The organism is Pantoea sp. X-Soil-TKNS-1207, assembly GCF_059730485.1.
The window spans coordinates 96,431-123,258 of record NZ_AP035958.1 but is presented as its reverse complement, the minus strand read 5'-3'; the positions used below and the strand labels follow the sequence as shown (position 1 = coordinate 123,258).

The 26,828-nt window shown below is 58.6% G+C and carries 23 protein-coding genes and 1 riboswitch; of the genes, 18 read left to right on the top strand and 5 right to left on the bottom strand.

Features of this window, described 5'->3' with window-relative positions; genetic code table 11:
- Positions 1-4: 4 nt before the first annotated feature.
- Positions 5-1,060, bottom strand: coding sequence for a putative urea ABC transporter substrate-binding protein (locus tag AC6I8V_RS00555; RefSeq protein ID WP_497844017.1), 1,056 nt, complete (start codon positions 1,058-1,060; stop codon positions 5-7).
- 61 nt (positions 1,061-1,121) lie between these two features.
- A riboswitch (guanidine-I (ykkC/yxkD leader) is annotated at positions 1,122-1,216 on the bottom strand.
- Between the two features lie 482 nt (positions 1,217-1,698).
- Here AC6I8V_RS00555 and AC6I8V_RS00550 point away from each other — a divergent pair.
- The 12 genes from AC6I8V_RS00550 to AC6I8V_RS00495 all read left to right on the top strand — a co-directional run bounded on the left by AC6I8V_RS00550 (position 1,699) and on the right by AC6I8V_RS00495 (position 15,229).
- Positions 1,699-2,421 (top strand): FadR/GntR family transcriptional regulator, encoded by a 723-nt coding sequence (locus tag AC6I8V_RS00550; protein WP_497844016.1) that lies wholly within the window; start codon positions 1,699-1,701, stop codon positions 2,419-2,421.
- On the top strand, positions 2,418-3,413 hold the full coding sequence (locus AC6I8V_RS00545) for an ABC transporter ATP-binding protein (RefSeq protein WP_497844015.1): 996 nt from the start codon (positions 2,418-2,420) through the stop codon (positions 3,411-3,413). The genes AC6I8V_RS00550 and AC6I8V_RS00545 overlap by 4 nt, the downstream gene beginning before the upstream one ends.
- Entirely contained in the window at positions 3,410-4,471 is a 1,062-nt protein-coding gene (locus tag AC6I8V_RS00540) for an ABC transporter ATP-binding protein (RefSeq protein WP_497844014.1), read from the top strand. Before AC6I8V_RS00545 ends, AC6I8V_RS00540 begins: the two co-directional genes overlap by 4 nt.
- Positions 4,472-4,525: 54 nt before the next feature.
- Positions 4,526-5,998, top strand: a complete 1,473-nt coding sequence (locus AC6I8V_RS00535; protein ID WP_497845899.1) for an ABC transporter substrate-binding protein — start codon at positions 4,526-4,528, stop codon at positions 5,996-5,998.
- Between the two features lie 17 nt (positions 5,999-6,015).
- Positions 6,016-6,957 carry an ABC transporter permease gene (locus tag AC6I8V_RS00530; RefSeq protein WP_497845898.1) on the top strand — a complete coding sequence of 314 codons (942 nt, stop codon included), beginning with the start codon at positions 6,016-6,018 and terminating at the stop codon, positions 6,955-6,957.
- Between the two features lie 2 nt (positions 6,958-6,959).
- Complete coding sequence (locus AC6I8V_RS00525; RefSeq protein ID WP_497844013.1) at positions 6,960-7,841, top strand: ABC transporter permease; 882 nt, start codon at positions 6,960-6,962, stop codon at positions 7,839-7,841.
- 9 nt (positions 7,842-7,850) lie between these two features.
- Entirely contained in the window at positions 7,851-9,449 is a 1,599-nt protein-coding gene (locus AC6I8V_RS00520; protein WP_497844012.1) for a gamma-glutamyltransferase family protein, read from the top strand.
- 253 nt (positions 9,450-9,702) lie between these two features.
- Complete coding sequence (locus AC6I8V_RS00515; protein ID WP_497844011.1) at positions 9,703-10,419, top strand: DUF3053 domain-containing protein; 717 nt, start codon at positions 9,703-9,705, stop codon at positions 10,417-10,419.
- 443 nt (positions 10,420-10,862) lie between these two features.
- A complete protein-coding gene (locus AC6I8V_RS00510) occupies positions 10,863-12,797 on the top strand; it encodes a PTS mannitol transporter subunit IICBA (protein ID WP_497844010.1) in 1,935 nt (644 codons plus the stop codon).
- Positions 12,798-12,889: 92 nt separating this feature from the next.
- Positions 12,890-14,038 carry a mannitol-1-phosphate 5-dehydrogenase gene (mtlD, locus tag AC6I8V_RS00505; RefSeq protein ID WP_497844009.1) on the top strand — a complete coding sequence of 383 codons (1,149 nt, stop codon included), beginning with the start codon at positions 12,890-12,892 and terminating at the stop codon, positions 14,036-14,038.
- Between the two features lie 64 nt (positions 14,039-14,102).
- Positions 14,103-14,648, top strand: a complete 546-nt coding sequence (mtlR, locus tag AC6I8V_RS00500) for a mannitol operon repressor MtlR (RefSeq protein WP_497844008.1) — start codon at positions 14,103-14,105, stop codon at positions 14,646-14,648.
- Between the two features lie 218 nt (positions 14,649-14,866).
- A complete protein-coding gene (locus AC6I8V_RS00495) occupies positions 14,867-15,229 on the top strand; it encodes a YibL family ribosome-associated protein (RefSeq protein ID WP_497844007.1) in 363 nt (120 codons plus the stop codon).
- 7 nt (positions 15,230-15,236) lie between these two features.
- Here AC6I8V_RS00495 and AC6I8V_RS00490 read toward each other — a convergent pair whose 3' ends face one another.
- The 3 genes from AC6I8V_RS00490 to AC6I8V_RS00480 all read right to left on the bottom strand — a co-directional run bounded on the left by AC6I8V_RS00490 (position 15,237) and on the right by AC6I8V_RS00480 (position 18,605).
- The gene (locus AC6I8V_RS00490; RefSeq protein ID WP_497844006.1) at positions 15,237-16,205 is read right to left on the bottom strand and encodes a VirK/YbjX family protein; all 969 of its coding nucleotides are present in this window, start codon (positions 16,203-16,205) and stop codon (positions 15,237-15,239) included.
- 176 nt (positions 16,206-16,381) lie between these two features.
- Complete coding sequence (sodA, locus tag AC6I8V_RS00485) at positions 16,382-16,999, bottom strand: superoxide dismutase [Mn] (protein ID WP_325971146.1); 618 nt, start codon at positions 16,997-16,999, stop codon at positions 16,382-16,384.
- 265 nt (positions 17,000-17,264) lie between these two features.
- On the bottom strand, positions 17,265-18,605 hold the full coding sequence (locus AC6I8V_RS00480; RefSeq protein ID WP_497844005.1) for an aspartate aminotransferase family protein: 1,341 nt from the start codon (positions 18,603-18,605) through the stop codon (positions 17,265-17,267).
- 174 nt (positions 18,606-18,779) lie between these two features.
- Between AC6I8V_RS00480 and AC6I8V_RS00475 the strand changes: the two genes are divergently transcribed.
- Positions 18,780-19,556, top strand: coding sequence for a DeoR/GlpR family DNA-binding transcription regulator (locus AC6I8V_RS00475; protein ID WP_497844004.1), 777 nt, complete (start codon positions 18,780-18,782; stop codon positions 19,554-19,556).
- Here the strand turns inward: AC6I8V_RS00475 and fdhD are convergent.
- A complete protein-coding gene (fdhD, locus tag AC6I8V_RS00470) occupies positions 19,553-20,344 on the bottom strand; it encodes a formate dehydrogenase accessory sulfurtransferase FdhD (RefSeq protein WP_497844003.1) in 792 nt (263 codons plus the stop codon). The genes AC6I8V_RS00475 and fdhD overlap by 4 nt on opposite strands.
- A 177-nt stretch (positions 20,345-20,521) precedes the next feature.
- On the opposite strand from fdhD, the gene fdnG reads away from it, so the two are divergent.
- From fdnG to AC6I8V_RS00445, 5 genes are all read left to right on the top strand, one after another.
- Complete coding sequence (gene fdnG, locus AC6I8V_RS00465) at positions 20,522-23,569, top strand: formate dehydrogenase-N subunit alpha (RefSeq protein WP_497844002.1); 3,048 nt, start codon at positions 20,522-20,524, stop codon at positions 23,567-23,569.
- 9 nt (positions 23,570-23,578) lie between these two features.
- Entirely contained in the window at positions 23,579-24,478 is a 900-nt protein-coding gene (gene fdxH / locus AC6I8V_RS00460; RefSeq protein WP_497844001.1) for a formate dehydrogenase subunit beta, read from the top strand.
- Positions 24,478-25,119: a formate dehydrogenase cytochrome b556 subunit gene (gene fdoI, locus AC6I8V_RS00455; RefSeq protein ID WP_497845897.1), complete on the top strand. Its 642-nt coding sequence runs from the start codon at positions 24,478-24,480 to the stop codon at positions 25,117-25,119. Before fdxH ends, fdoI begins: the two co-directional genes overlap by 1 nt.
- The gene (gene fdhE, locus AC6I8V_RS00450; protein WP_497844000.1) at positions 25,119-26,048 is read left to right on the top strand and encodes a formate dehydrogenase accessory protein FdhE; all 930 of its coding nucleotides are present in this window, start codon (positions 25,119-25,121) and stop codon (positions 26,046-26,048) included. Before fdoI ends, fdhE begins: the two co-directional genes overlap by 1 nt.
- Before the next feature lie 157 nt (positions 26,049-26,205).
- Positions 26,206-26,817, top strand: a complete 612-nt coding sequence (locus AC6I8V_RS00445) for a glutathione S-transferase (protein ID WP_497843999.1) — start codon at positions 26,206-26,208, stop codon at positions 26,815-26,817.
- The last annotated feature ends 11 nt before the right edge of the window (positions 26,818-26,828 follow it).

Genomic DNA, 26,828 nt, shown 5'->3' with positions numbered 1-26,828 from the left:
CCGCTTACAACTGGCCTGCGGCCGCCAGTTTGGTGTACGCATCGGTAAAACGCAGTTTGATGTTGCCCGCGTTACCCCAGTTACCGGCAGGCGTCTCCACCCCGACCACATCGGCGCTCGGCGCGGCTTCGCCCAGCAAACCGTGTTTGAAGGAGAACTCAGCAACCAGCTGCATGGTGGCTTTTAACTGCGGGCTGTCGACAAAATCGAGGGTGGTTTTGGCATCGCTGAACAGATGCGTCGCCGCCAGCTGCTGGTCGAAACCGGCCAGGTCGGTGCCGGAGTCCTGCGCCATTTGCGTACGTGCGGCTTTGGCGCTGTCACTCGCGCCGGACATGGTTTGCAGGGTTTCATACCAGGCGCCGGTCAGCGCTTTGCCGAGCTGCGGGTATTTCTTCAGGGTGTTGGTGTTGACCACCAGCAGGTCGAGGATTTCGCCCGGAATCTGCGCCGAGGAGAAGATCAGATGGCTGTTGGGCACCTTCTTCGCCTCCGCCAGCAGCGGGTTCCAGGTGACGATGGAACCGACGTCCGGCGTGCCAAATGCCGCCACCAGATCGGCATCGGCAGTGTTGACCACCTTGACGTCTTTCTCGCTCATACCGGATTTCTCCAGCGCGCGCGCCAGCAGGTAATGCGACACCGAGAGCTGCACCAGATTGATGGGTTTGCCTTTCAGCGCCGCCACGCTATCCGCGCCTTTCAGCAGGATGCCGTCGTTGCCGTTGGAGTAGTCGCCGACGATCAGCGCGGTGCTGTCAACGCCGCCGGTGGCGGGAATGGTCAGCGCATCCATGTTGGTCATGGTGCAGCCATCAAAGCCGCCCGCGGTGTACTGGTTGACCGACTCGATATAGTCGTTGACCTGCACGAACTGGATGTCGATGCCGTATTTATCGGCCCATTTTTTCACAATGCCGCTCTGCTGGGCGTAATCCCACGGCATCCAGCCAGCATAAATGGACCAGCAAATCTTGAAGGAGGGTTTGGCGGCGAGCGCGTTGACGCTGGACAGCGCGATGGTGCAAAGCAACAGCAGGCGAAGGCAGGCTTTGATCATGGTGGTTCCTCTGACGTTAGCGGACGAATAAAGCAGGAGGCGGCGAGTTACGATCTCGCTTTCCTCCCGGGCTTTTATCCCGCCGTGTAACCGTCAGAGGACGGTCGGTCACTCTCGGACCAGCATCTTGCGATCGGAACCCTAGTGACCCATTGCAAATTGTCTGGCGACATCGGTTCCCCGCTATCGCTCCTGCATCTGATTAAACACAGGCAAAAAAAGTGCCAATATTCTATCCCCATGAAATGGAACAATTATTTATGGATTCCCGTGTTTTCTCCCCGCCAGGATGCACAGCCATGCAGCAACTGCGCACCAGGATGTCGCAGCCTGTCTGTCGGAAGTTGACGCCCTTCTCACTTTTCAACTGAACCGAAAAAAAATTTTACTTAACGATCATGGGGTTATTTTCTGAACCCTTATCGCCATCCGAACCAATCAAATATTGGTTCGCTTCTTGCCTAAGCTGATAACAACTGACCAGCCCCGTAGCGGCGCGATTTATCGCGCGCCTTTTAACAGAAGATGCATAAAAAGCGCGATTAATCGCGCCGCTACAAGTTTGTGCAGGCTGTCGTTTGATGACAGACATTAGGCTTTACGCGATTCCAATTGATGAATAAACAGGCGAACCAATCATGAGTGACACGCCAGAAACCGCCATGAACTCCAGCTCCGCGCTGGAGCAGCTGCGTCAGCTGATTCAGCAGCAGGAGCACACGCCCGATCGCGCGTTGCCTACCGAGCGCGAACTGGCTGAACGCTTTGGCGTGGGTCGCCGCGAAATCCGCCGCGCGCTGGATGTGCTGGAAGAAGAGGGCCGCATCTGGCGCAAGCAGGGCAAAGGCACCTTTGTCGGCCCGGCCGCGCCGGTCCAGCCGCTGGCGCTGCACGATCTGCCGCAGCAGTCGAACCTGCTGGAAGTGATGGAAGCGCGTCTGCAACTGGAGCCGGGTCTGGCGCGTCTCGCCGCGCTGCGCGCCAGCAAAGAACACATCGCCCTGATGAAACGCCTGATTGAACGTATGCAGGGCATTGTCGCGCCGGAAGATGGCGACCAGCACGAGCTGTGGGACAGCGCCTTCCACCGCGCCATCGCCGAAGCCGCTGGCAACCGTCTGATGCTCGGCTTATTTGATGCCGTCGATGCCGTGCGCCGCGATCCCGGCTGGCAGCATCTGCGCGTGCAGGCCCGCACCCCGGCACGTCTCGACAGTTACGACAACCATCATCAGCGCCTGCTGACCCATATTGCCAACCGGCAACCTCACGAGGCGGCCGCGGCGATGCGCGAACATCTGCTGGCGCTGCAACAGGCGCTGATGGAAACCCTGTATTCCGGCCATAAGGAGACGCCATGACGGCTCAACCCGTTTTGTCGGTCCGCAACCTGCGCGTGCAGTTTCGCGGCTCGCCGGTCACGGTACTGGACGACATTTCCCTGACGCTGCACGCCGGGGAAACCCTGGCGCTGGTGGGTGAATCCGGCTGCGGCAAAAGCATCACTTCGCTGACGCTGATGGGCCTGCAACCCGACAGCGCACAGATTTTACAGGGCGAGATGCAGTTTGATGGCCGCGATCTGCGCGCGCTGAGCGCGTACGACTACGCCAGCCTGCGCGGCAATCAGCTGGCAATGATTTTTCAGGAGCCGATGACCTCCCTCAACCCGGCGTTCACCCTCGGCGATCAGCTGAGCGAGGCGGTGATGCGTCATCGCAAGGTGAATCGCCGTGCGGCGCTGGCGGCCGCACTCCTGATTCTGCAAAAGGTGCAGATTCCGGCCGCGGAAATGCGTCTGAAGGCCTATCCCCACCAGCTTTCCGGCGGGATGCGTCAGCGCGTCATGATCGCTATGGCGCTGATTAATCAGCCCAAACTGTTGATCGCCGATGAACCCACCACCGCACTCGACGTCACCATTCAGGCGCAGATCCTCGACCTGCTCAACACGCTGAAACAGGAGACCGGCACTGCGGTGCTGATGATCACCCATGATCTCGGCGTGGTGGCCGAAGTGGCGCAACGCGTGGCGGTGATGTACGCCGGTCAGGTGGTGGAGAGCGGTACGGTGGAGGCGATTTTCAACGATCCGCAGCACCCCTACACCATCGGGCTGATGGGATCGATTCCCAGCCTGAGCGCGCGCAGCGGTGCGCTGGCAACCATTCCCGGCCAGGTGCCGCTGCCAGAGAACATGCCCGCCGGTTGCCGCTTCGCCACCCGCTGTCCGTTCGCCGAACCACGCTGCCACCAGAACCGCCCGTCTTTGCGCGCCCTGGCGCAGGATCATCAGGTCGCCTGTTTTCGCGCCCCGCTGGAGCAACACGTTACGCTGGGAGAGATCGCATGAAACCCATTTTAGAGTGCCGCGATTTAAGCAAAACCTTCGCCGGTCCGCAGCGCCTGTTTAAACGTAATCGCGGCGTCACTGCGGTGGATCGCGTGTCGTTGCAGGTGATGCCGGGCGAAACCCTGGCGATTGTCGGCGAATCGGGTTCCGGTAAATCCACGCTCGGCCGCCTGCTGCTGCGCTTGCTGGCCGCCAGCGCTGGCGAGGTGTTGTACGAGGGCGAAAGCATTACCCACGCCAGCGGCGCGCGCCTTAACCAGCTGCGCCGCGAATTGCAGATTATCTTTCAGGACCCGTTTGCCTCGCTCAACCCGCGTATGACGGTGCAGCAGATTGTCGGTGAACCGCTGTGGCTGCACGACAAACTGAGTCGCGACGCGCGCCACGATCGGGTGGCGGAGCTGCTGCGCACCGTCGGCCTGCCTGCCGCCTGGGCAGAACGTTATCCGCATGAGTTCTCCGGCGGCCAGCGTCAGCGTATCGGTATCGCCCGCGCACTTGCCTCGCGGCCAAAACTGCTGCTGGGCGATGAGCCGGTCTCTGCGCTGGATGTCTCGGTGCAGGCGCAGGTGGTGAATCTGCTGGAGAGCCTGAAACAACAATTTGGCCTGACGATGGTCATCGTGGCGCACGGTCTGGCGGTGATTCGTCATATGAGCGACCGCGTGGCGGTGATGTACCTCGGCCAGATTGTCGAGCTGGCAACCGTCGATGAGATTTTCGATGCGCCGCTGCATCCCTATACCCAGGCGCTGATCGCCTCCGCCCCGCAGATGCAGCCGGGGGCCAGCCGCAGCATCCCGATGTTGCAGGGCGATCTGCCCAATCCGGCTTCGCCCCCTGCTGGCTGCCGTTTTCATACCCGCTGTCCGTGGGCCACCGCCGAGTGCCGCCAGTTTGAACCTATCAGCCAGGTACTGAGCGGCGGGCGACAGATCGCCTGCCACCGCTGGCAGGAGATTAACCGCGACCGCAGCGCCATCGTGATTGCGCCACCTTCTGCCGCCTTTTTACGTCGCCGCGCGCTGTTTGAGCAGGCGGTAAATCAGCAAGCCTAAACCCTCTGGAGATAAGCCGTGAAGAAAGCGTTATTACCCGTCCTTAGTGGCCTGTTGTTGCTGGGAGCCACCGTACAGGCCCATGCCGAAAGCGTGATTCGCATCGGGCTGGGCGCTGACCCGGACATGCTCGATCCGCATCTGGCGCGCACCTATTATGGTCGTTTTGTGTTTGCTGCCATGTGTGACCGCCTGGTCGATGTCGATCAGAACCTGAAAGTGGTGCCGGGCCTCGCCACCGACTGGGCGTGGAGCGACGACGGCAAAACCCTGACCATGAATCTGCGCGAAGGCGTGACCTTCCACGATGGCGAGAAGTTCGATGCCAATGCGGTGAAGTTCAATATCGAACGCGCGCTGACGCTGCCGGGTTCGCTGCGTAAAAGTGAAATCTCCTCGATTCAGAGCGTGGAAGTCAGCGGGCCGATGCAGGTGAAATTCCACCTGAAAACGCCGGATGCGGCGTTACTCAGCCAGCTCACCGACCGCGCTGGCGCAATGCTGGCGCCCGAAGCGGCTAAGAAACCCGATTTCGCCACCCATCCGGTGTGCTCCGGCCCGTACCAGTTCGACAGCCGGGTGCAGCAGGACCGCATCGTGCTGAAGCGCTTTGAAAATTACTGGAACAAAGGCGCTTACCACTTCGACAAAGTGATTTTCCTGCCGATTCCTGATGCTTCGGTACGCCTCGCTAACCTGCGCGCCGGCGATCTTGATCTCACTGAAGGCGTGGCCGCCAGCGACGTAAAAACCGTTGAAGGCGACAGCAAGCTGACGCTGGCGAAAGTCACCGGCCTCGGTTATCAGGGCATCACCTTTAACATCAATAACGGCAAAGTGGATGCCAGCAGCCCGCTGAAAGATGCGCGCGTGCGCGAAGCCTTCTCGCTGGCCATTGACCGCGATGCGCTGAATCAGGTGGCGTTTGACGGTTTGTATACCCCGTCAAATCAGGCGTTCTCGCCGGTCAGCCCGTATCACGTCAATGTGCCGGTGCCCGCGCGCGATGTGGAGAAAGCCAAAGCGCTGCTGAAGGCGGCGGGCGTCACCACGCCGCTCAATCTGACGTTGCTGGTCACCAACAACCCAACGGCGCAGCAGGTAGGCCAGGTGATTCAGGCGATGGTGAGCGAAGCCGGTTTCAACCTCAATCTGCAAATGAGTGAATTCGCCACCCTGCTGGATCGTCAGCAGCGCGGTGATTATCAGCTCAGCCTGTCGGGCTGGTCCGGTCGCCCTGACCCGGATGGCAGCATCTATTCATTTATCAACAGCAAAGGCACGCTCAACGACGGCCGCTACAGCAGCGCGCAGGTGGATGAGTGGCTGAACGCCGCGCGTCTGACCAACGACCAGGCGCAGCGTCAGGCGCTGTACGGCAAAGTGGTAAACCAGCTGCAAACCGATATGCCGATTGCTTACCTCTACTTCGAACCGCGTATTTTCGGCATGACGAATAAATTGCAGGGCTTTAAGGCGTGGCCGGACGGTCTGGTGCGGCTGGCGGGCGTGAGCATGGCGCAGTAAACCGCTAAGGAGCGATGATGCTGGAATTGATTGTTAAACGTCTGCTGCTGGCCATTCCCACGCTGCTGCTGGTGAGCATCATGGTGTTCGCGCTGCAAAAGCTGCTGCCGGGCGATCCGGTGCTGGCGATGGCCGGTGAGGAGCGCGATCCGGCGGTCATCGCGCAGCTGCGCGCCGAATACCATCTCGACGATCCGATCCCGACGCAATATTTCGCGTGGATCGGCAATGCGCTGAAAGGCGATCTCGGCATGTCGCTGCGCACCAAAGAACCGGTGACGGCGTTGATTGCCAGCAAGCTGCCGGTGACGCTGGAACTGTCGCTGCTGGCGATGCTGATCGCGCTACTGGTTGGCATCAGCATGGGCATCATCGCGGCCGTGCGCAAAGACAGCTGGGTCGATCACACCACCAACTTCGTCGCGCTATCGGGCATATCGGTGCCGCATTTCTGGCTGGGAATTCTGCTGATCCTGCTGTTCTCGGTGCATCTGCAATGGCTGCCGGCGTCGGGCTTTGTGCCAATCGGCGAGGATATGGCGCAGAACCTGAAAACCCTGCTGCTGCCTGCGCTGGTGCTCGGCACCGGTCTGGCCGCCACGCTGATGCGTCACACCCGCGCCTCAATGATTGCGGTGCTGAAAGCGGACTACATCCGCACCGCGCGCGCCAAAGGCCTGCTGACGCCCAAAGTGGTGCTGAAGCACGCCTTCCGCAACGCGCTGATGCCCATCGTCACCCTGACCACGCTGCTGTTCGGCGAGCTGCTGGGCGGCGCGGTGCTGACTGAGCAGGTTTTTACCCTGCCCGGCTTCGGCAAGATGATTGTCGATGCGGTGTTTAACCGTGATTACGCCGTGGTGCAGGGTGTGGTGCTGGTGGTCGCTATCGGGTTTCTGCTGCTGAACCTGCTGGCCGATGTGCTTTATCTGTTAATCAACCCGAAAATGCGAGGCTAACCATGAGCGAGGTTTTAACCGCCAGCGCCGCGCCCGTCGCAGCGCGCCCTAACCGTCGGGTGCTGAAGAAGTTTCTGCGCAACAAGAGCGCGCTGATCGGCGCGGTGATTGTGCTGCTGTTTGTCGCGGTGGCGCTGCTGGCGCCGTGGCTGGCACCGGCCGATCCGATCAAAGCCAACTTTCTGGCGGTACGCAAAGCGCCGTCCGCGCTGTTCTGGTTCGGCACCGATGAGCTGGGACGCGATATTTTGTCGCGTCTGATCTGGGGGGCGCGCACCTCACTGCTGGCGGGCTGCATTTCGGTGCTGATCGCCATCCTGATTGGCGTGCCGCTGGGGCTGATTGCCGGTTACTGGCAGGGCTGGTGCGACGGCATTATCTCGCGCTTTATCGAGGCGCTTCTCGCCTGCCCGTTTCTGATTTTGGCGATTGCGCTCGGTGCCTTTCTTGGTCCCAGCCTGTCGAACGCGATGATTGCCATTGGTTTGTCGGCGATGCCGATTTTCGCCCGTCTGACGCGCGGCCAGGTGATCGCCATTCGCCATGAAGAGTATATCGATGGCGCACGCGCTATCGGCTTGCCGGATCGCTGGATCATCCTGCGTTACGTGCTGCCGAACGTGTTGTCGCCGATTCTGGTGCAGGCCACGCTGGCGATTGCCTCAGCGATCATCACCGAGGCCAGCCTGTCGTTCCTTGGCCTGGGTCAGCAGCCCCCGTCGCCCTCGTGGGGCGCGATGCTGAACACCGCCAAAGGGTATCTGGAGCAGGCGCCGTGGATGTCGATTTTCCCCGGCCTGGCTATTTTTCTCACCGTTCAGGGCTTCAACCTGTTGGGCGACGGACTGCGCGACGCGCTCGATCCGCGCAATGACTCACATTAAGGAAGGGTTATGAGTGAATTGGATTACAACGTCAGTTACGCCTCACACCGTGTACCGATGATGGGACGCAACGCGGTCGCCACCTCGCAGCCGCTGGCGGCGCAGGCCGGGATTCGTATGTTGCAGCTGGGCGGCAACGCCGTTGATGCGGCGATTGCTACGGCGATGGCGCTGACGGTGCTGGAGCCGACCGGCAACGGCCTCGGCAGCGATGCCTTCGCGATTATCTGGGACGGCAAACAGCTGCACGGTCTGAATGCCTCCGGGCGCGCCCCGGCGGCGTGGAATCCGGCGCGTTTTGCCGGTCAGCCCGCCATGCCGGAAATTGGCTGGGAAGCGGTGACCGTGCCTGGCGCGGTCTCGGCCTGGGTGGCGCTGGCGGAACGCTTCGGCACCCTGCCGCTCACCACGCTGGCGCAACCGGCGATTGAATACGCGCGCGACGGTTTTCCGGTATCGCCGCTGATTGGCCAGCTGTGGCAGCGCGGCTATAACAAGCTGAAAGATCAGCCGGGCTTCAGCGCCTGCTTCGCGCCGCATGGCCGTCCGCCGCGCGCGGGCGAGCTGTTCCGCAACCCGGCGCAGGCCGCCACCCTGCAAAAAATCGCCGAAACCAATGGCGAAGCCTTCTATCGCGGCGAGCTGGCGCAGAAAATGGCGGCGTTTGCGGCTGAACATGGCGCAGCGCTGACGCTCGACGATCTCAACAACCATCGTGCCGACTGGGTGTCGCTGCTGTCGCGCCCGTTTGCCGGAGGTTCGGTACAGGAATTACCGCCGAACGGCCAGGGCATCGCGACGCTGATCGCGCTTGGCATTCTTGAGCATTGGGATATTGGCCGCCATACGCCGGATAGCGTGCCCTGGCTGCATCTGTCGATTGAGGCGATGAAGCTGGCGCTGGTTGATCTGGAACGCTACGTCACCGATGAAGACCATCTGGAATTTCCGGCGGATCGGCTGCTGAGCGACAGCTACCTGAAGCAGCGCGCGGCGCTTATCGACCCGGATAAAGCTGGCGATTTTACCTTCGGTTCGCCGCAGCAAAGCGGCACGGTGTATCTCTCCACCGCCGATGCCAGCGGCATGATGGTGTCGTTTATTCAGTCCAACTTTATGGGTTTCGGCTCTGGCGTGGTGGTGCCTGACACCGGCATCAGCCTGCAAAACCGCGGCGCAGGCTTTTCACTCGATCCGCAGCATCCAAACGTGGTGGCTGGCGGCAAACGCCCGTTCCACACCATTATTCCGGCGTTTGCGCTGGATGGCGACGGCCAGCCGCTGATGTCGTTCGGCGTGATGGGGGGACCGATGCAGGCGCAGGGGCATCTGCAAATGGCGCTGCGCATTATGTTGCATAAGCAGAACCCGCAGGCGGCGATCGATGCGCCGCGCTGGCGCGTGGTGCAGGGGCGTGAGGTGATTGTCGAGCAGGGTATCGATCGCAACGTGCTGGCGGCGCTACGCGCCATGGGGCATCAGCTGGTACTGGAAGATCCGCTGCTGGGCTACAACTTCGGCGGCGCCCAGGCGATTGTGCGCGACCCGCAGGGCTTTTATATCGCCGCCACGGAAAGCCGCAAGGATGGGCAGGCGTTGGTGTATTGATTGCCGGGGTGTGTAGGGTCGCCATTTATGGCGACCATTTCGATCTCCAGGTGCGCAGTAATGCGCACCCTACCAGGGTCGCCATTTATGGCGACCATCCCGACCTCAGGCGCGCATCAATACGCACCCTGCTGATAACGACCACACCGTCCCCTTTCACGCCCGTTGTATGCACCAGGCCATTGTTCTATCCTTTAGGACCTTTCTCATCGAATTGAATTTAGCCATTGTGTCACTGACAGGAGTTGAATATATGGCGTCAGGAATTTCCCGCATCTGGATGCGTACCGGCATGCTGATGGTTACGCTGCTCACGGTGATGCAACTCACCGCCTGTGGCGACAAAGAGGGCGATCAACGCAAAGCCTTCACAGATTTTCTCCAGAACACCGTGATGCGCAGCGGCGAGCACCTGCCCAGCCTGAGCGAAAACCAGAAGCAAACCTTCGGTAACTATGCCAGCGATTACGCCATTCTGTATGGCTTCTCCCAGCAGGTTAATCAGGCTGTTGAGCAGGGTATGCGCCCGGTGGTCGACGAACTGGGCGCGATTCGCGTCCCCCAGGATTACCTGACGCGCCGCGACACGCTGCGCCAGGCCAGCGGCAATCTGAGCGTGCTGACGCAGCAAATTCAGAGCGCCAAAATGCAGGCCGACAGCAGCAAAGCCGCGCTGAAACAGCCGGACGATCTGAAGAAAGTCTACGACAGCGTGTATGCCAAAGTGGTGACACAACCGGCCAGTACGCTGATCCCGCTGTTACCTAATCTTCAGGCGCTGAGCCAGGCGGCAATCCAGGCTGGCGACTTCCTGCAATCGCAGGGTGCGCGCGTGTCCTTTAACGATGGTGGCGTGCAGTTCCCGACTCAGGATCAGGCAACGCAGTACAACCAGCTGATGAGCAACCTCTCCAGCAACGCCCAGGCGCTGACCCAGGCGCAGAACGCCGTTCAGGGTGGTTTTCAGTAAAATTTCAGGCGGGCAATATTGTGTTGCCCGCTTTTCAGATTTTTGTCACTTCCTTACACGCCCCTTTTCTGCCTCCCCCCAGCGATGACATAGTGTGATCTGGCGCATTTTCGACCAAAAATACTTTGTGATCTCAATCACATTTATCGAACAAACAGCACCATGAATAAAGTGATTACCGTCACATTTAGTCCACTGATTTGCTTAAATATTCGGCACCGTACTTTTCTTACAGGGTAATTTTGTGATCTGAGTCACCTAATAGCACCCTGACCACCCCAGATTAGCGTGATCTGCATCACACTTACCGCGAGCTCTACGCAGCGTCATAAACAAGTGCTAGAGTCCGCCTGCATACAGTAATGCCACGGCCCCCGCCGTAACGTCTTAACAAAAACAAACGCGCTCTCTTATTGCAGCGCGTCTCAATAAGGGGTGGGTTTATGTCCTCATCAGTGAAGGTCAAAGTTCAGAGCTTTGGTCGCTTTCTGAGTAATATGGTGATGCCTAACATCGGTGCGTTTATCGCCTGGGGTATCATCACTGCACTGTTCATTCCGACCGGGTGGATCCCGAACGCGACGCTGGCGAAACTCGTTGGCCCGATGATCACTTACCTGCTGCCGCTGCTGATCGGTTTTACCGGTGGTCGTCTGGTGGGTGGCGATCGCGGTGGCGTGGTCGGCGCAATCACCACCATGGGTGTGATTGTCGGTGCTGATATGCCGATGTTCCTCGGTTCCATGATTGCCGGTCCGCTGGGTGGCTGGGCGATTAAAAACTTTGACCGCGCCGTTGATGGCAAGATCAAAAGCGGCTTCGAGATGCTGGTTAACAACTTCTCAGCCGGTATCATCGGTATGCTGCTGGCGCTGCTGGCGTTCCTTGGCATCGGTCCACTGGTTGAAGGTCTGTCGCACATTCTCGCCGCCGGCGTAAACCTGATGGTGCAGAACAACCTGCTGCCGCTGACCTCGATCTTTGTTGAACCGGCGAAAATCCTGTTCCTCAATAACGCCATCAACCACGGCATCTTCTCTCCGCTGGGTATCCAGCAGGCGAGCGAAGCCGGTAAGTCTATTTTCTTCCTGATCGAAGCCAACCCAGGCCCCGGTATGGGTGTGCTGGTGGCATATATGATTTTTGGTCGCGGTAGCGCCAAACAATCAGCCGGTGGTGCTGCGATCATCCACTTCCTCGGTGGTATCCACGAAATTTACTTCCCGTACGTGCTGATGGCGCCGCGTCTGCTGCTGGCGGTCATCCTCGGCGGTATGACTGGCGTGTTCACCCTGACCGTACTGCATGGCGGCCTGGTTTCTCCGGCGTCTCCGGGTTCCATCCTGGCGGTGCTGGCGATGACGCCTAAAGGCACCTACTTCGCCAACATTGCTGCTATCGTTGCCGCGTTTGCCGTCTCATTCGTCATCTCTTCCATCCTGCTGAAAACCAGCAAAGTGAAAGAAGATGATGACATCGAAGCCGCAACCAAACGTATGCAGGACATGAAAGCCCAGTCAAAAGGCCAGACCGTAGCGGGTGCGCCGGTTGCCGGTGACGCCATGAGCGTTGACCTGAACCATGTACGCAAAATCATCGTTGCCTGTGACGCCGGTATGGGTTCCAGCGCCATGGGTGCGGGCGTACTGCGTAAGAAAGTGCAGGATGCGGGTCTGAGCAACATTTCGGTGACCAACAGCGCCATCAACGCCCTGCCGGGTGATGTGGATCTGGTGATTACCCACCGTGACCTGACTGAACGCGCCATGCGTCAGGCGCCGCAGGCGCAGCACATTTCGCTGAACAACTTCCTCGACAGCGCGCTGTACAGCAACCTGACCGAGCGTCTGGTGGCGGCGAACCGTAGTGAAGCGCATCGCGAAACCGTCAAGACCACGCTGGCCGACAGCTTTGATTCCGGCAACGCGCACCTGTTCAAACTGGGCGCTGATAACGTGTTCCTCGGCCTGAGCGCCAGCAACAAAGAGCAGGCGATTCGCTTCGCCGGTGAGCAGCTGGTGAAAGGCGGCTATGTGCAGCCGGAATACGTGGAAGCGATGCTGGAGCGTGAAAAGCTGACGCCGACCTACCTCGGTGAGTCGATTGCCGTACCGCATGGCACCGTGGAAGCCAAAGACCGCGTGCTGAAAACCGGCGTGGTGTTCTGCCAGTATCCGGCAGGCGTGCAGTTCGGCGAAGAGTCTGACAAAGTGGCTCGCCTGGTGATTGGTATTGCCGCACGCAATAACGAACACATCCAGGTGATCACCAGCCTGACCAACGCGCTGGATGATGACAGCGTGATTGAGAAGCTGGCGAATACCACCAGCGTGCAGGATGTGCTGGATCTGCTGTCTGGCAGCAAAGCCACCGCCTGATACAGCGTTACTCTTCCCTGGGGCGGGCATGCCCGTCCCCAATTTCCGGGGCGGATATGCCCGCCCCTTCGTCATTTGATATGGGTCAAATTATGAAAGCGTTACATTTTGGAGCAGGCAATATCGGCCGTGGTTTTATCGGTAAACTGCTGGCAGATGCCGGTATCGAACTGGTGTTCGCGGATGTTAATCAGGTCGTGCTTGATGCCCTTAACGCCCGTCATGAGTATCCGGTTCATGTGGTTGGCGAGCAGGCAAAAGTCGAAATCGTAAAAGGCGTTAGCGCAGTTAACAGCACCAGCGACGATATCGTCACGCTGATTGCTGAGGTTGATATCGTTACCACGGCGGTTGGTCCGCAGATTCTGGAGCGCATCGCCGGTGGCGTCGCTAAAGGTCTGGCCAAACGCAGCGATAACGGTAATGTCCGTCCGCTGAACATCATCGCCTGTGAAAATATGGTACGCGGCACCAGCCAGCTGAAGCAGCATGTGCTGAAGGCGCTGCCGGAGCAGTATCACGCCTGGGTTGAGCAGCATGTTGGCTTTGTCGATTCCGCGGTAGACCGCATCGTGCCGCCGTCAGAAGCTGGCAGCAACGATCCGCTGGAAGTGACGGTGGAAACCTTCAGCGAGTGGATCGTCGATAAAACCCAGTTTAAAGGCGAGCTGCCGAACATTCCGGGCATGGAACTGACCGACAACCTGATGGCGTTTGTTGAGCGTAAGCTGTTCACCCTGAACACCGGCCACGCGATCACCGCTTACCTCGGCCAGCTGGCCGGTCACGCCACCATTCGTGATGCGATTCTCGATCAGAAAATCCGTGCGGTGGTGCAAGGCGCGATGGAAGAGAGCGGCGCGGTGCTGATCAAGCGTTACGGCTTTGCAGCAGATAAACATGCTGCCTACATCCAGAAAATCCTCAGCCGCTTTGAAAACCCCTACCTGAAAGATGACGTGGAGCGCGTTGGCCGTCAGCCGCTGCGTAAGCTGAGCGCGGGCGATCGCCTGATCAAACCTACGCTGGGCACACTCGAATATCAGCTGCCGCACGCCAACCTGGTGCAGGGCATTGCCGCCGCGATGCATTATCGCAGCGCGCAGGATCCACAGGCGCAGGAACTGGAAGCGCTGCTGGCAGAAAAAGGACCGCAGGCCGCGCTGGCGCAGGTGTCCGGGCTGGATGCCAACAGTGAAGTGGTCGCATCAGTGGTGAGTGCTTACAACGCTATGGCATAATGCGCGCCACTTAACGGCTCATACCGGGCGCGGCCAGGCTGCGCCCGACGGCGGTATCTGAACGATGCAGGCAATAATGGAAGAGAAGCAAGCTTTTGAAAACCGGGTGCTTGAGCGCCTGAACGCCGGTCGTTCGGTGAGAAGCTTTCTGATCGCCGCCGTTGAACTGTTGACCGAAGCGGTTAACCTGCTGGTATTGCAGGTTTTCCGCAAGGATGATTACGCCGTGAAATATGCCGTGGAGCCTCTGCTGCTCGGCAATGGTCCATTGGGCGAGATGTCGGTGCGCCTGAAACTGATTTACGGCCTCGGGGTGATCAGTCGCCACGAGTATGAAGATTGCGAGCTGCTGCTGGCGCTGCGCGAAGAACTGAACCACGACACCAGCGACTACCGCTTTACCGACGATGAGATCCTCGGCCCTTTTGGTGAGCTGCACTGCGTGGTGGCGTGGCCGCCGAAACCGGATTTTACCCGTGACGATGATGAGCTGCGCGCGATGCAGCAGCAACGTTATTTGCAGATGGTACGCTCCACCATGGTGCTGTCGCTTACCGAACTGATTTCACGTATTTCTCATAAGCAGGCGTTTAAAAAGCCCGCCGTTTGAGTCGGCCAGGTCGCCATTAATGGCGACCCTACACCGTAGGGTGCGCATTAATGCGCACCGTCCCATGGACCGCACAATTAATATGACGCATTGATGCCTGCCGCTACAGAACATTGCATATACCGTAGCGACGCGATTTATCGCGCAGTACCAGGCCCGGTGCACAGCAATGGCAATTTGGTGTATCCTTTCCCTGTTTTCCTTAACGAGTTTCCCCGATGAAAGAACAAGAAAAAGCTGAGATCAAACGCCTGAGCGATCAGCTGGATGCCCTGAACCGCAAAGAGCCGCAATTGCTGGAATCCGGTGATGCCGAGAAGCTCGGTGCGCTGCTGAAAGAAAAAGAAGCGCTGGTGGTGGAGATTGAACGCCTGCGCAACGTGCGTGAAGAGAAGCTGAGCAAAGAAGCACAGCAGCTGCAAAAGCTGCCGTTCAGCCGTGAGATCACCAAAAAAGAGCAGGCTAATATGGGTGCGCTGAAGAAAAGCGCGCGCGGCCTGGTGGTGGTTCATCCTATGACCGCGCTCGGACGTGAAATGGGGCTGACAGTGATGACCGGCTACGCGAAGCAGCCGTTCTGATGCTCCCTTACGCGGCGTGAGAGACGTCGCGTACTACCTCGTTCCCTGCCGCACGCAGCACCTGCTGCGTCAGGTTATCCAGCAACTCATAGCGGCGGCGATACTCCGCACGCTTCTTGCTGGCAATCTCTTCCAGTGACTTACGCGCCATCTGCAACGGCAGAGTAAACAACCCATCCGCGCGCGCTTCCGCGCCCAGCGACAGCCAGAATTCACTGTAGCTGGCAAAGAAGTGATCGCCTTTGCTGTGACGATAACGCAGGCTGCGGAAAACATGGGTGCTGTCGCCCACCGCGCTAATGCTTTGCACGCCGCACTGCTCAGCCAGAATAAATACTGCTTCCATCAGCAGACGCTTGGGAAATAAGCCGTGAGCGGCTTTAGTGGCATCGCGAATCACGTCATTGGAAATATGTTTGCGTGGTCCCTGCAATCCCCCAATTAATAAATTTCGCTGCTGGTTTTCATTAATGATAGAAAATGAAAGCGAAGCAATTAATTTTTGCTCATAGCGTAATTCCAGCGTAATTTCGCCTTCGCGATCAAAGCGACCCGGACAGCATTGAATGATAAAAGCCTCGTCATTTTTCCCGGTAAAGCTGGCCAGTAAATTATCGCCAGGGCTTTGCAGCAGTTGACGCAGCCGGGCATTTTCCAGCGTCGACATCAGACTGTAGTGATCGAGGATCGCCTGCGCCCGCTGGGCCACGCTGAAACCTGCCCGCAGATAAGGACGGTGCGGTTTAGCAGGCAGCAACCCCTGTGTCGTCAACATTTGTGGCAGCTGCGGCAATGCCGCCAGCTGATGCAGGTAACGACGCGTGGTAACAGGATAAATAAGCGATCTTAAAGCAAATTTAAGGCGGAAACTTTTGCTACGCCATAATTTATTTGGCACAAACTTTCCGCTAATTAATTGCAGAAAAAGCGATGCTGACGAATCATTATTCGTCTCAGTTGTCATTATCGTAGACATGGTTATTTTTAGCTATGCAGGATAAATTAGCGACACTATATGCCCCAAATTATCAACGACAGGTTAATACAGCAGCGGGCGATCGGTCCAGCGGCGGGAATAAAAGGATTGTTTAGAATTTGTTTAAAAAAAACCGGTGAAAAAGCTCACCGGTTAAGGCTGGGTTAAGCTAAGGCTTACTTCGCAGAAGCGAAACGTGCAGCCGCTTCGTCCCAGTTCACAACGTTCCAGAACGCTTTGATGTAATCAGGACGTTTGTTCTGATACTTCAGGTAGTAAGCGTGTTCCCACACATCCAGACCAATGATCGGGAAGCCAGAGACGCCAGCGATCGCTTCGCCCATCAGCGGGTTGTCCTGGTTAGCGGTAGAAACCACAGCCAGTTTGTCGCCTTTTTTCACCAGCCACGCCCAGCCAGAACCGAAACGGGTCGCAGCGGCTTTCTCAAACTCTTCCTGGAATTTTTCCACGCTGCCGAAATCTTTTTCGATAGCGGCTTTCAGGTCGCCTTGCAGGGTGGTGCCGGTTTTCAGACCTTTCCAGAACAGGCTGTGGTTAGCGTGACCGCCTGCGTTGTTACGCAGTGGGCCTTTTTTGTCTGCTGGCAGCTGATCCAGTTTGGTGATCAGTTCGTCAACCGGCAGGTCAGCGAATTCGGTGCCTTCCAGCGCTGCGTTCGCGTTGTTAACGTAGGTCTGGTGGTGTTTAGTGTGATGGATTTCCATCGTCTGCTTGTCGAAGTGCGGTTCCAGTGCGTCGTATGCGTAAGGCAGGGATGGCAGTGAGTAACTCATGTTCTTCCTCTCCATTAGTGTTTGAGCAGCACAACCTCGCTGGCGTGCCGCGTAAGCAGTCGGATCATTATAGTTAAATTCATGATCCGGAAAAGGGTTATCAATGCCTTAGTAATGATAAGGATTTGATGAATCTGGCAAAAGGAGAGCACGAAGGGTGAGGAAGCTGAACGTAGCGCGCGAGTTATCGCGCGGTTATGGCATTGTCTGAGACCCTCACCCCGGCCGCCTCCCATGAGGGAGAGGGCCGGGGTGCAATAACGGATTAGCGGCCTAACTCGGTCAGCGACTTATCCAGCGCGCCCACCAGCCAGTCGATATCGCTTTCCTGGAACGCCAACGGCGGGCGCAGTTTCAGCACGTTACCGTATGGACCGGCCACCGAGGTCAGTACGTGGTGGTCACGCAGTTTCTCGATCAAATCCAGCGCCAGCGCCTTATCCGGCGTTTTGCTGCTGCGATCGGCGACCAGTTCGAAGCCGATAAACAGACCGGCGCCACGCACATCGCCAATCGCTTCATGGCGATCCATCAGTTTCGTCAGCTCCGCCTGCAACTTCGCCCCCACCACACGGCTGTGCTCCTGCAAACCTTCTTCTTTGATCACTTTCAGCACCGCCTGCGCGGCGGCCATCGCCACCGGGTTGCCGCCAAAGGTGTTGAAGTAAGGGATCTCGTCACTGAACGCCGCCAGCACATCGCTTTTCGCCAGCAGGCCAGACACCGGAATGCCGTTGCCCATCGGTTTGCCGGTGGTCACCACATCCGGCACCACGCCGTGACGGGCAAAACCCCAGAACGCATCGCCAGTACGCGCAAAGCCAGGCTGCACTTCGTCGGCGATAAAGATACCGCCGTTGGCATGGACCACATCCACCGCTTTCTGCAGGAAGCCGCGCGGATTCGGCAGCACGCCGTCGGAGGAGAAAATCGAATCAGCAAGGAAGCCGGCAAACTTGATGCCGTGCGCTTTCATATCGTCGATTTGCTTCTGGATTTCATTGGCAAACCACTCGCCAAGATCCGGGGCATTAACGCGGTAGTGATCCGGCGGTGGGACCAGACGCGTGGTCGGCGCCAGCGGCTGGCCGGTACCGAGCGCCGGGGAAGCACCGGAGGTCAGATCGCTGGTGCCGTGATAAGCCTCCTGCGACACGATAATCCCGGTGCCGCCGCTAAAAGCGCGCGCCACGCGGATCGCCAGGTCATTGGCTTCGGAGCCGGTGCACATATACATTGCGCGATCGATCGCATCCGGCGTGGTCGCCAGCAGTTCTTCGCTGTAATCCAGGATACGTTCATGCAGATAACGGGTGTGGGTGTTCAGCATCTTCATCTGCTGGTTCACCGCCTCAATCACGGCCGGATGGCAGTGCCCGATACTCGCCACGTTGTTATACACATCAAGATATTTATTCCCTGCGGCGTCCCACAGATACTGCCCTTCACCGCGTACCAGATGGACCGGCTTACGGTAGAACAGGCGATATGACTCGCCCAGCACTTTGCTGCGTTTATCCGTCAGCTGGCGCGTATCGGCATCCAGACCGTCGGCGTGCTCAGCACGAAAACTGTTGGTATCCATGATGGTGGAACGTGTGGCCATGGTAACTCCCGTTGCGAAGGTGAAAGGGGTGCATGATTAATAACCGTCTGATGACATCATGCCGGTTTTGCGGAGAAATGCAACCAAATACACAAATACAACCAAATACACATGACGGAACGATGACGCTCAGGTAAGCTTAGGCCCACGCTGAACTCGCTACAGGGAAATGTCATGTTGCAGGAAACCCGTTTACACCGCATTCGCGCGCTGCTGACCACCCATCATCAGATCAGCACCGAGCGCATCATCAAAGAGCTGGGCATTTCGCGGGAAACGGCGCGACGCGACATTATCGAACTGGAAGCGCAGGGACTGGCGCGGCGGGTACACGGTGGCTTAGTGGCCGTGGATAGCCAGCCGGAGCCGCCGCTGCGCGTACGTCGCAGCGCGCAGGCCAAAGAGAAACGCGCCATCGCGGCCGCTGCGGTGCAGCATCTGCAACCGGGCCAGACGCTGTTTCTCGATTCCGGCACCACCACCACCATGCTGGCGGAAGAACTGCGCACCATGTCCGGGCTGACCATCATTACCAATAGCCTGCAAGCCGCGCTGGCGTTAAGCGCCGCCGAAGAACATGAAACGCTGAATAATCAGGTGATTTTGCTCGGCGGCATGATGAGCGCCGGTGCGCAGCAGACGCGTGGCGAAATGACGGTGGGCGAGATCTATCGCTATCGGGCAGACGTGGCACTGCTCTCCCCGGTGGGGATTGAAGCGAAGCAAGGCGCCACCAGCTTTCATCCCCACGAAGCGGCGATTGCGCGCGCCATGGTGCAGCAGGCCAGCCGCACCATTCTGCTGGCGGATCACAGCAAACTCGGCGTGGTGAGCCGCACCCAGTACGCGCCGATTGCCGAGGTAGATTTGCTGATTTGCGACGCAGGCCAGGCAAAAGCGGGAGCGCTCAGCGCCCTGCAACAGGCGTTGCCGAAGGTGCAGGTGGTTTAACGCAGCCGCTGCGGATGGGTATAGATGGTGGCGCGCCCAGGTTTGCTGAAACCAACCAGCGTCAGGTTGCTGCGCTCGGCCACCTCCACTGCCAGCTGGGTTGCCGCCGACACCGCAAACAGGATCTCCACGCCGCACATCGCCGACTTCTGCACCATTTCATAACTGGCGCGACTGGAGACCAGCACGGCGCCCTGCTGCCAGTCGGCCTTGCTGCGATAGCCCAGCAGCTTATCCAGCGCCACATGACGTCCCACATCTTCACAACCGCCGCGCAGTTCACCGTCAGGCGACATCCACGCCGCCGCGTGGGTGCAACCGGTCAGTTCGCCCACCGGCTGGAAGTCGCGCAGACGCGCTAAGCCCGCATCCAGATGGTTGAGGTCGAAGGTCTGAGTAAAGGGCAACGGCGTAATTGGCTTGCCGATTTGCTCCAGCTGCTCCACGCCGCATACGCCGCAGCCGGTCCGCCCCGCCATCGCGCGCCGTTGCGCTTTCAGCGCCATAAAACGACGGCTGGAGAGTTCAATTTGCACTTCGATGCCGTTGCAGCCTGGCACCACATCCAGGCCATAAATCTCCTGTGGCGCATCGATGATGCCTTCAGACAGAGAGAAGCCGAGGGCAAAGGCTGCCAGATCGTTAGGCGTCGCCATCATCACCACATGGGAAACCCCGTTGTACACCAGCGCCACCGGCACTTCCTGCGCCAGCCAGTCAGGTTGCGCATGGGTGATATCGCGTCGCTGCCACACCTGCGCCTGGCGGGCGCCTGAGATCTCACTCACATTAATCTGACTTTCCTGCCCTTTGCCTTTCACTTTCTTCGCTCTCCGCAGCAACCTTACAAAAGCAGTGGTATTATTTAGCCGCTATACTCACATTCTTCGTTGGGTCATTGTGAACGCCGCCCAACGCTCCGCAAAACATTAAATGTAGCAATGTCGAATCAAGGATTATCCTCCATGAACGTCAGCAGAAGAAAATTCTTCAAAATCTGCGCGGGCGGTATGGCAGGGACAACGGCTGCGCTGCTCGGCTTTACCCCCGAGACCGCGCTGGCGGAAACGCGACAATATAAGTTATTGCGCGCCCGTGAGACCCGTAATACCTGCACCTACTGCTCAGTCGGCTGTGGCCTGTTGATGTACAGCCTCGGCGATGGCGCGAGAAACGCCAAAGAGACTATCTTCCACATTGAAGGCGATCCGGATCATCCGGTCAGCCGCGGAGCGCTCTGCCCGAAAGGCGCGGGCCTGCTCGATTTTGTGCATAGCGACAGCCGCCTGCACTACCCGGAATATCGCGCGCCCGGTTCTGATCGCTGGCAGCGCATCAGCTGGGACGATGCCTTCACTCGCATCGCGAAGCTGATGAAAGCGGACCGTGATGCGCACTTTGTGGCGCAGAACGCGGATGGCGTAACCGTCAACCGCTGGCTGACCACCGGGATGCTGTGTGCCTCGGCCTCCAGCAATGAAACCGGGTATCTCACCCAGAAAATGACCCGATCGCTCGGTATGCTGGCGGTCGACAACCAGGCACGCGTCTGACACGGACCAACGGTAGCAAGTCTTGCTCCAACATTTGGTCGCGGTGCGATGACCAACCACTGGGTCGACATCCGTAATGCCAACCTGATCGTGGTGATGGGCGGTAATGCGGCTGAAGCGCATCCCGTCGGTTTCCGCTGGGCGATGGAAGCCAAAATCTTCAACAAAGCCAAACTGATTGTCATCGATCCGCGCTTTACGCGCACCGCATCGGTGGCGGATTTCTATACGCCAATTCGCTCCGGCTCCGATATCGCTTTCCTTTCGGGCGTGCTGCGCTGGCTGATGGAAAACGACAAAATCCAGCATGAATATGTGCGCGCGTACACCAACGCCAGCCTGATCGTGCGCGAAGATTTTACCTTCGAAGATGGCCTGTTCAGCGGCTACGACGCCGATCACCGCAAATACGACAAAACCAGCTGGAACTACGAGCTGGGCGAAGACGGCTTTGCCAAACGCGACGACAGTCTCAGCCATCCACGCTGCGTGTGGAACCTGCTGAAACACCATGTCAGCCGCTACACGCCGGAAATTGTCGAGCGCGTCTGCGGTACGCCGAAGGCGGATTTCCTGCACGTCTGCGAATTGATTGGCGAGACCAGCGCGCCCGATCGCACCACCTCGTTCCTCTATGCCCTCGGCTGGACCCAGCACTCCATCGGCGCGCAAAACATTCGCACCATGGCGATGATTCAGCTGATGCTCGGCAATATGGGCATGGCGGGCGGCGGCGTGAATGCGCTGCGCGGCCACTCCAATATTCAGGGCCTGACCGACCTCGGTCTGCTGTCGCAAAGCCTGCCGGGCTATATGACGCTGCCGTCCGAGAAGCAAACCAATCTGCAAACCTACCTCGCCGCCAACACGCCCAAAGCGGCGCTGCCCGGCCAGGTGAACTACTGGAGCAACTACCCGAAATTCTTCGTCAGCATGATGAAAGCCTTCTATGGCGACAAAGCGCAGGCGGAGAACAGCTGGGGCTTTGACTGGCTGCCGAAGTGGGACATCAGCTATGACGTGTTGCAGTACTTCGAGCTGATGGCGCAGGGCAAGGTGAACGGTTATCTGTGCCAGGGCTTCAACCCGGTGGCCTCCTTCCCGAACAAGCGCAAGGTGATCGATTCGCTGTCGAAGCTGAAGTTCCTCGTCACCATCGACCCGCTGAACACCGAAACCTCGACCTTCTGGCAGCATCATGGCGAGTTCAACGACGTCGATCCGGCGCAGATTCAGACCGAGGTATTCCGTCTGCCCTCCACCTGCTTTGCCGAGGAGAACGGGTCGATCGTCAACTCCGGCCGCTGGTTGCAGTGGCACTGGAAAGGCCAGGATGGGCCGGGCGAATCGCGCAATGACGGAGAAATCCTTGCCGGTATCTACCTGCGGTTGCGCGAGATGTATGCGCGCGACGGCGGCGCGACGCCGGAACCGGTGCTGAATATGACCTGGAACTACCAGACGCCAGACAATCCGGCGTCAGAAGAGGTGGCGATGGAGAGCAACGGCAAGGCGCTGGCGGATATCGTCGATGACAAAGGCAACGTGCTGGTGAAAAAAGGCCAGCAGCTCAGCACCTTTGCCACGCTGAAAGATGACGGCAGCACCAGCAGCGGCTGCTGGATATTCGCAGGCAGCTGGACGCCAGACGGCAACCAGATGGCGCGGCGCGATAATAGCGATCCGTCCGGTCTCGGCAACACGCTGAACTGGAGCTGGGCGTGGCCGCTCAATCGCCGCATCCTCTACAACCGAGCCTCGGCTGACCCGCAAGGCAAGCCGTGGGATGCCGGACGTCAGTTGCTGAAGTGGGACGGCAGCAAGTGGGCCGGAATGGATATCCCGGACTACAGTACCGCCGCGCCAGACAGCAACGTCGGGCCGTTTATTATGCAGCCCGACGGCATGGGCCACCTGTTCGCGCTCGACAAAATGGCGGAAGGTCCGTTCCCGGAACATTACGAGCCGTTTGAAACGCCGATCGGCACCAACCCGCTGCATCCCAACGTGGTATCGAACCCGGCGGCGCGCGTGTTTAAGGACGATCTGGCGGCGATGGGCAAAGCGGAGCAGTTCCCGTATGTCGGCACCACCTATCGCCTCACCGAGCATTTCCACTTCTGGACCAAACACGCGCGGCTGAACGCCATCGCGCAGCCGGAACAGTTTGTGGAGATTGGCGAAGTGCTGGCGGGCAAGCTGGGCATTGCGCAGGGCGACACGGTGAAGGTCAGTTCGAACCGTGGCTACATCAAAGCCAAAGCGGTGGTGACCAAACGTCTGCGCCCGCTACAGGTGGATGGCAAAACGGTGGATACCATCGGTATTCCGATTCACTGGGGTTATCAGGGGGTGGCGAAAAAAGGCTTTATCGCCAATACCCTGACGCCGTTTGTCGGCGACGCCAACACGCAAACGCCGGAGTTTAAGGCGTTCCTCGTCAACGTCGAGAAGGTGTAGGAGAACGCAATGGCTTATCAATCTCAGGACATTATCCGCCGCTCCGCCACCAACGGCGTGACGCCGCCGCCGCAGGCGCGCAACCATCAGCAGGAGGTAGCGAAGCTGATCGACGTCACCACCTGCATTGGCTGCAAAGCCTGCCAGGTGGCCTGTTCGGAATGGAACGATATCCGCGATGAGGTCGGTCATAACGTCGGGGTGTACGACAACCCGGCGGATTTGACCGCGAAATCCTGGACGGTGATGCGCTTCTCCGAGGTGGAGGAGAACGGCAAACTGGAGTGGCTGATCCGCAAAGATGGCTGTATGCACTGCGCCGATCCCGGCTGCCTGAAGGCGTGTCCTTCGGAAGGCGCCATTATTCAGTACGCCAATGGCATCGTCGATTTTCAGTCCGAGCAGTGCATCGGCTGCGGTTACTGTATCGCCGGTTGCCCGTTCGACGTGCCGCGCCTCAATAAAGACGACAACCGCGTATATAAATGCACGCTGTGCGTCGATCGCGTCACCGTGGGCCAGGAACCGGCCTGCGTGAAAACCTGTCCGACCGGGGCGATTCATTTCGGCAGCAAAGCCGATATGCAAACCCTCGCCGGCGAGCGCGTGGAGGAGCTGAAAACACGCGGCTATGACAACGCCGGCCTGTACGATCCGGCCGGTGTCGGCGGCACCCATGTGATGTATGTGTTGCACCACGCCAACAAGCCGCAGCTGTACCACGGTTTGCCGGAGAACCCCAGCATCAGCCACGCGGTCACCTTCTGGAAAGGCATCTGGAAGCCGCTGGCGGCGATTGGGTTTGCCGCCACCTTCGCCGCGTCGATATTTCACTATGTCGGCGTCGGGCCAAACCGGGTGGACGATGAAGACGACAATCTGCACGACGATCCTGAGGAGCGCAAATGATGAAAAAGCGCGATCGCCTGGTGCGCTACAGCGCGCCGGAACGCATCAATCACTGGATTGTGGCGTTTTGCTTTGTCTTCGCCGCGTTGAGCGGGCTGGGCTTCTTTTTTCCTTCGTTCAACTGGCTGATGCATGTGCTGGGTACGCCGCAGCTGGCGCGTATCCTGCATCCCTTTGTCGGCGTGATCATGTTCGCCGCCTTTCTCATCATGTTCTTACGCTATTGGCGGCAAAATCTGATCAATCGTGAAGATCTGCTGTGGGCGAAGAACATCCATAAAATCGTGCGCAATGAGGAGGTCGGCGATACCGGCAAATACAACTTCGGGCAGAAGTGTGTGTTCTGGGCTGCTATCATCAGCTTAGTCATGCTGCTGGTGAGTGGAATTGTGATTTGGCGACCGTACTTTGCTGGCGCCTTCTCCATTCCGCTGATTCGCGCCGCGCTGGTGGTGCATTCGGTCTCAGCCGTGGCGCTGATCATTGTGATCATGGTGCATATCTATGCGGCCCTGTGGGTCAAAGGCACCATTACCGCGATGGTTGAAGGCTGGGTACCCGCCGCGTGGGCGAAGAAACATCATCCACGCTGGTATCGCGAGCAGCGCCAACGCCAAACACAACAGGAAAAACGCCCCTGATGAGTATTCGCATTATCCCGCAGGACCAGCTGGAGAAAGGCGATAAGAATACGGCGGATAAAATTCCGCCGTTACTTTTCCCCCGGCTGAAAAATTTATATAGCCGTCGGGCAGCCCGCTTACGTGAGCTGGCAGCGAAAAATCCGCTCGGCGATTATCTGCGTTTTGCCGCGGTGATCGCCCAGGCACAGGAGATCGTGCTGTATGACCATCCGCTGCATCTCGATCTTCATGCGCGACTGGTGCAAACCGCCGAGCAGGGCATTCCGCCGCTGGATATTCACACTTATCCCCGCGATGGGCACTGGCAGCGGCTGCTGCATTCGCTGATCGCCGAGCTGAAGCCGGAGATGAGCGGCCAGGCGCTGGCGGTGCTGGAGAACCTGGAAAAAGCCTCCGCCACCGAGCTGGAAACCCTGGCCAGCGCGTTGCTTGAGGGCAACTTCGCCCAGGTCAGTAACGACAAATCGCCCTTTATCTGGGCGGCGCTGTCGATTTACTGGGCGCAGATGGCGGCGTTAATTCCGGGCAAAGCGCGCGCTGAATATGGCGAGCAGCGCCAGTTCTGTCCGGTATGCGCCAGCGTGCCGGTGACCAGCGTGGTGCATATGGATGTCGGCCATCAGGGTTTGCGTTACCTGCATTGCAATCTGTGCGAAAGCGAATGGTATGTGGTGCGGAGTAAATGTTCTAATTGCGAACAAACGCGTGATTTGCACTACTGGTCGCTGGATAGCGAGCAGGCGGCAATCAAAGCCGAAAGCTGCGGCGATTGCGGCACTTACCTGAAGATGCTGTATCAGGAGAAAGACCCGGCGGTGGAACCGGTGGCCGATGACCTGGCCTCGCTGGTGCTGGATGCGCGCATGGAGCAGGAAGGTTTTGCCCGCAGCAGCCTGAATCCATTTTTATTTCCGGGCGAAGGGTGATAACTGCGGCCATTTATACGGTCCGGATAAATCCATAACCTGACGTGCGACCATTTATACGGTCCGGATAAATCCGGACCCTACGATGGACACACGGGATTTAACGCCATTGATGGCCGCACCACACGCATATTTCACATAACCACGGAGGCGTTCGATGAAACTGATTGGCAGCTACACCAGCCCTTTTGTGCGTAAAATTTCGGTGATCCTGCTGGAAAAAGGCATCGTCTTCGAATTCGTCAACGAATCGCCGTGGACCGCAGAGAGCCATGTGCCGCACTACAATCCGCTGGGCAAAGTCCCGGCGCTGGTCGATGACAACAAACACACCTGGTTTGATTCGGCACTGATTGCCGAAGCCATCGAACTGCGTGGCGATGCCCCGGCCCTGCTGCCTGACGATCGGCTGCGCGCCCTGCAAATCCGCCAGCTGGAAAAACTGGCCGATGGCGTCAGCGATGCGGCGCTGGTGATTGTGCGTGAACAAATGCGTCCGGGAGATCAGCAATCCGAAGAGGTGCTGCTGCGCCAGCGGGAAAAAATCCTGCGCGGCCTTGATGCGCTGGAAACCGCTGCCGCCCAGCGCGAGCTGCTCAACAACGACACCCTCAATCTGGCCGATATCGCCACCGGCTGCATGATTGGCTACCTCAATTTCCGTCGCGTGGTGCCGAACTGGTGCGTTAATCGCCCCGCCCTGATCAAACTGGCGGAGAACCTGTTCCAGCGGGAGAGTTTTGCCCGTACCGTTCCGCCCTCCAGCTAAAAGTTTTGCTC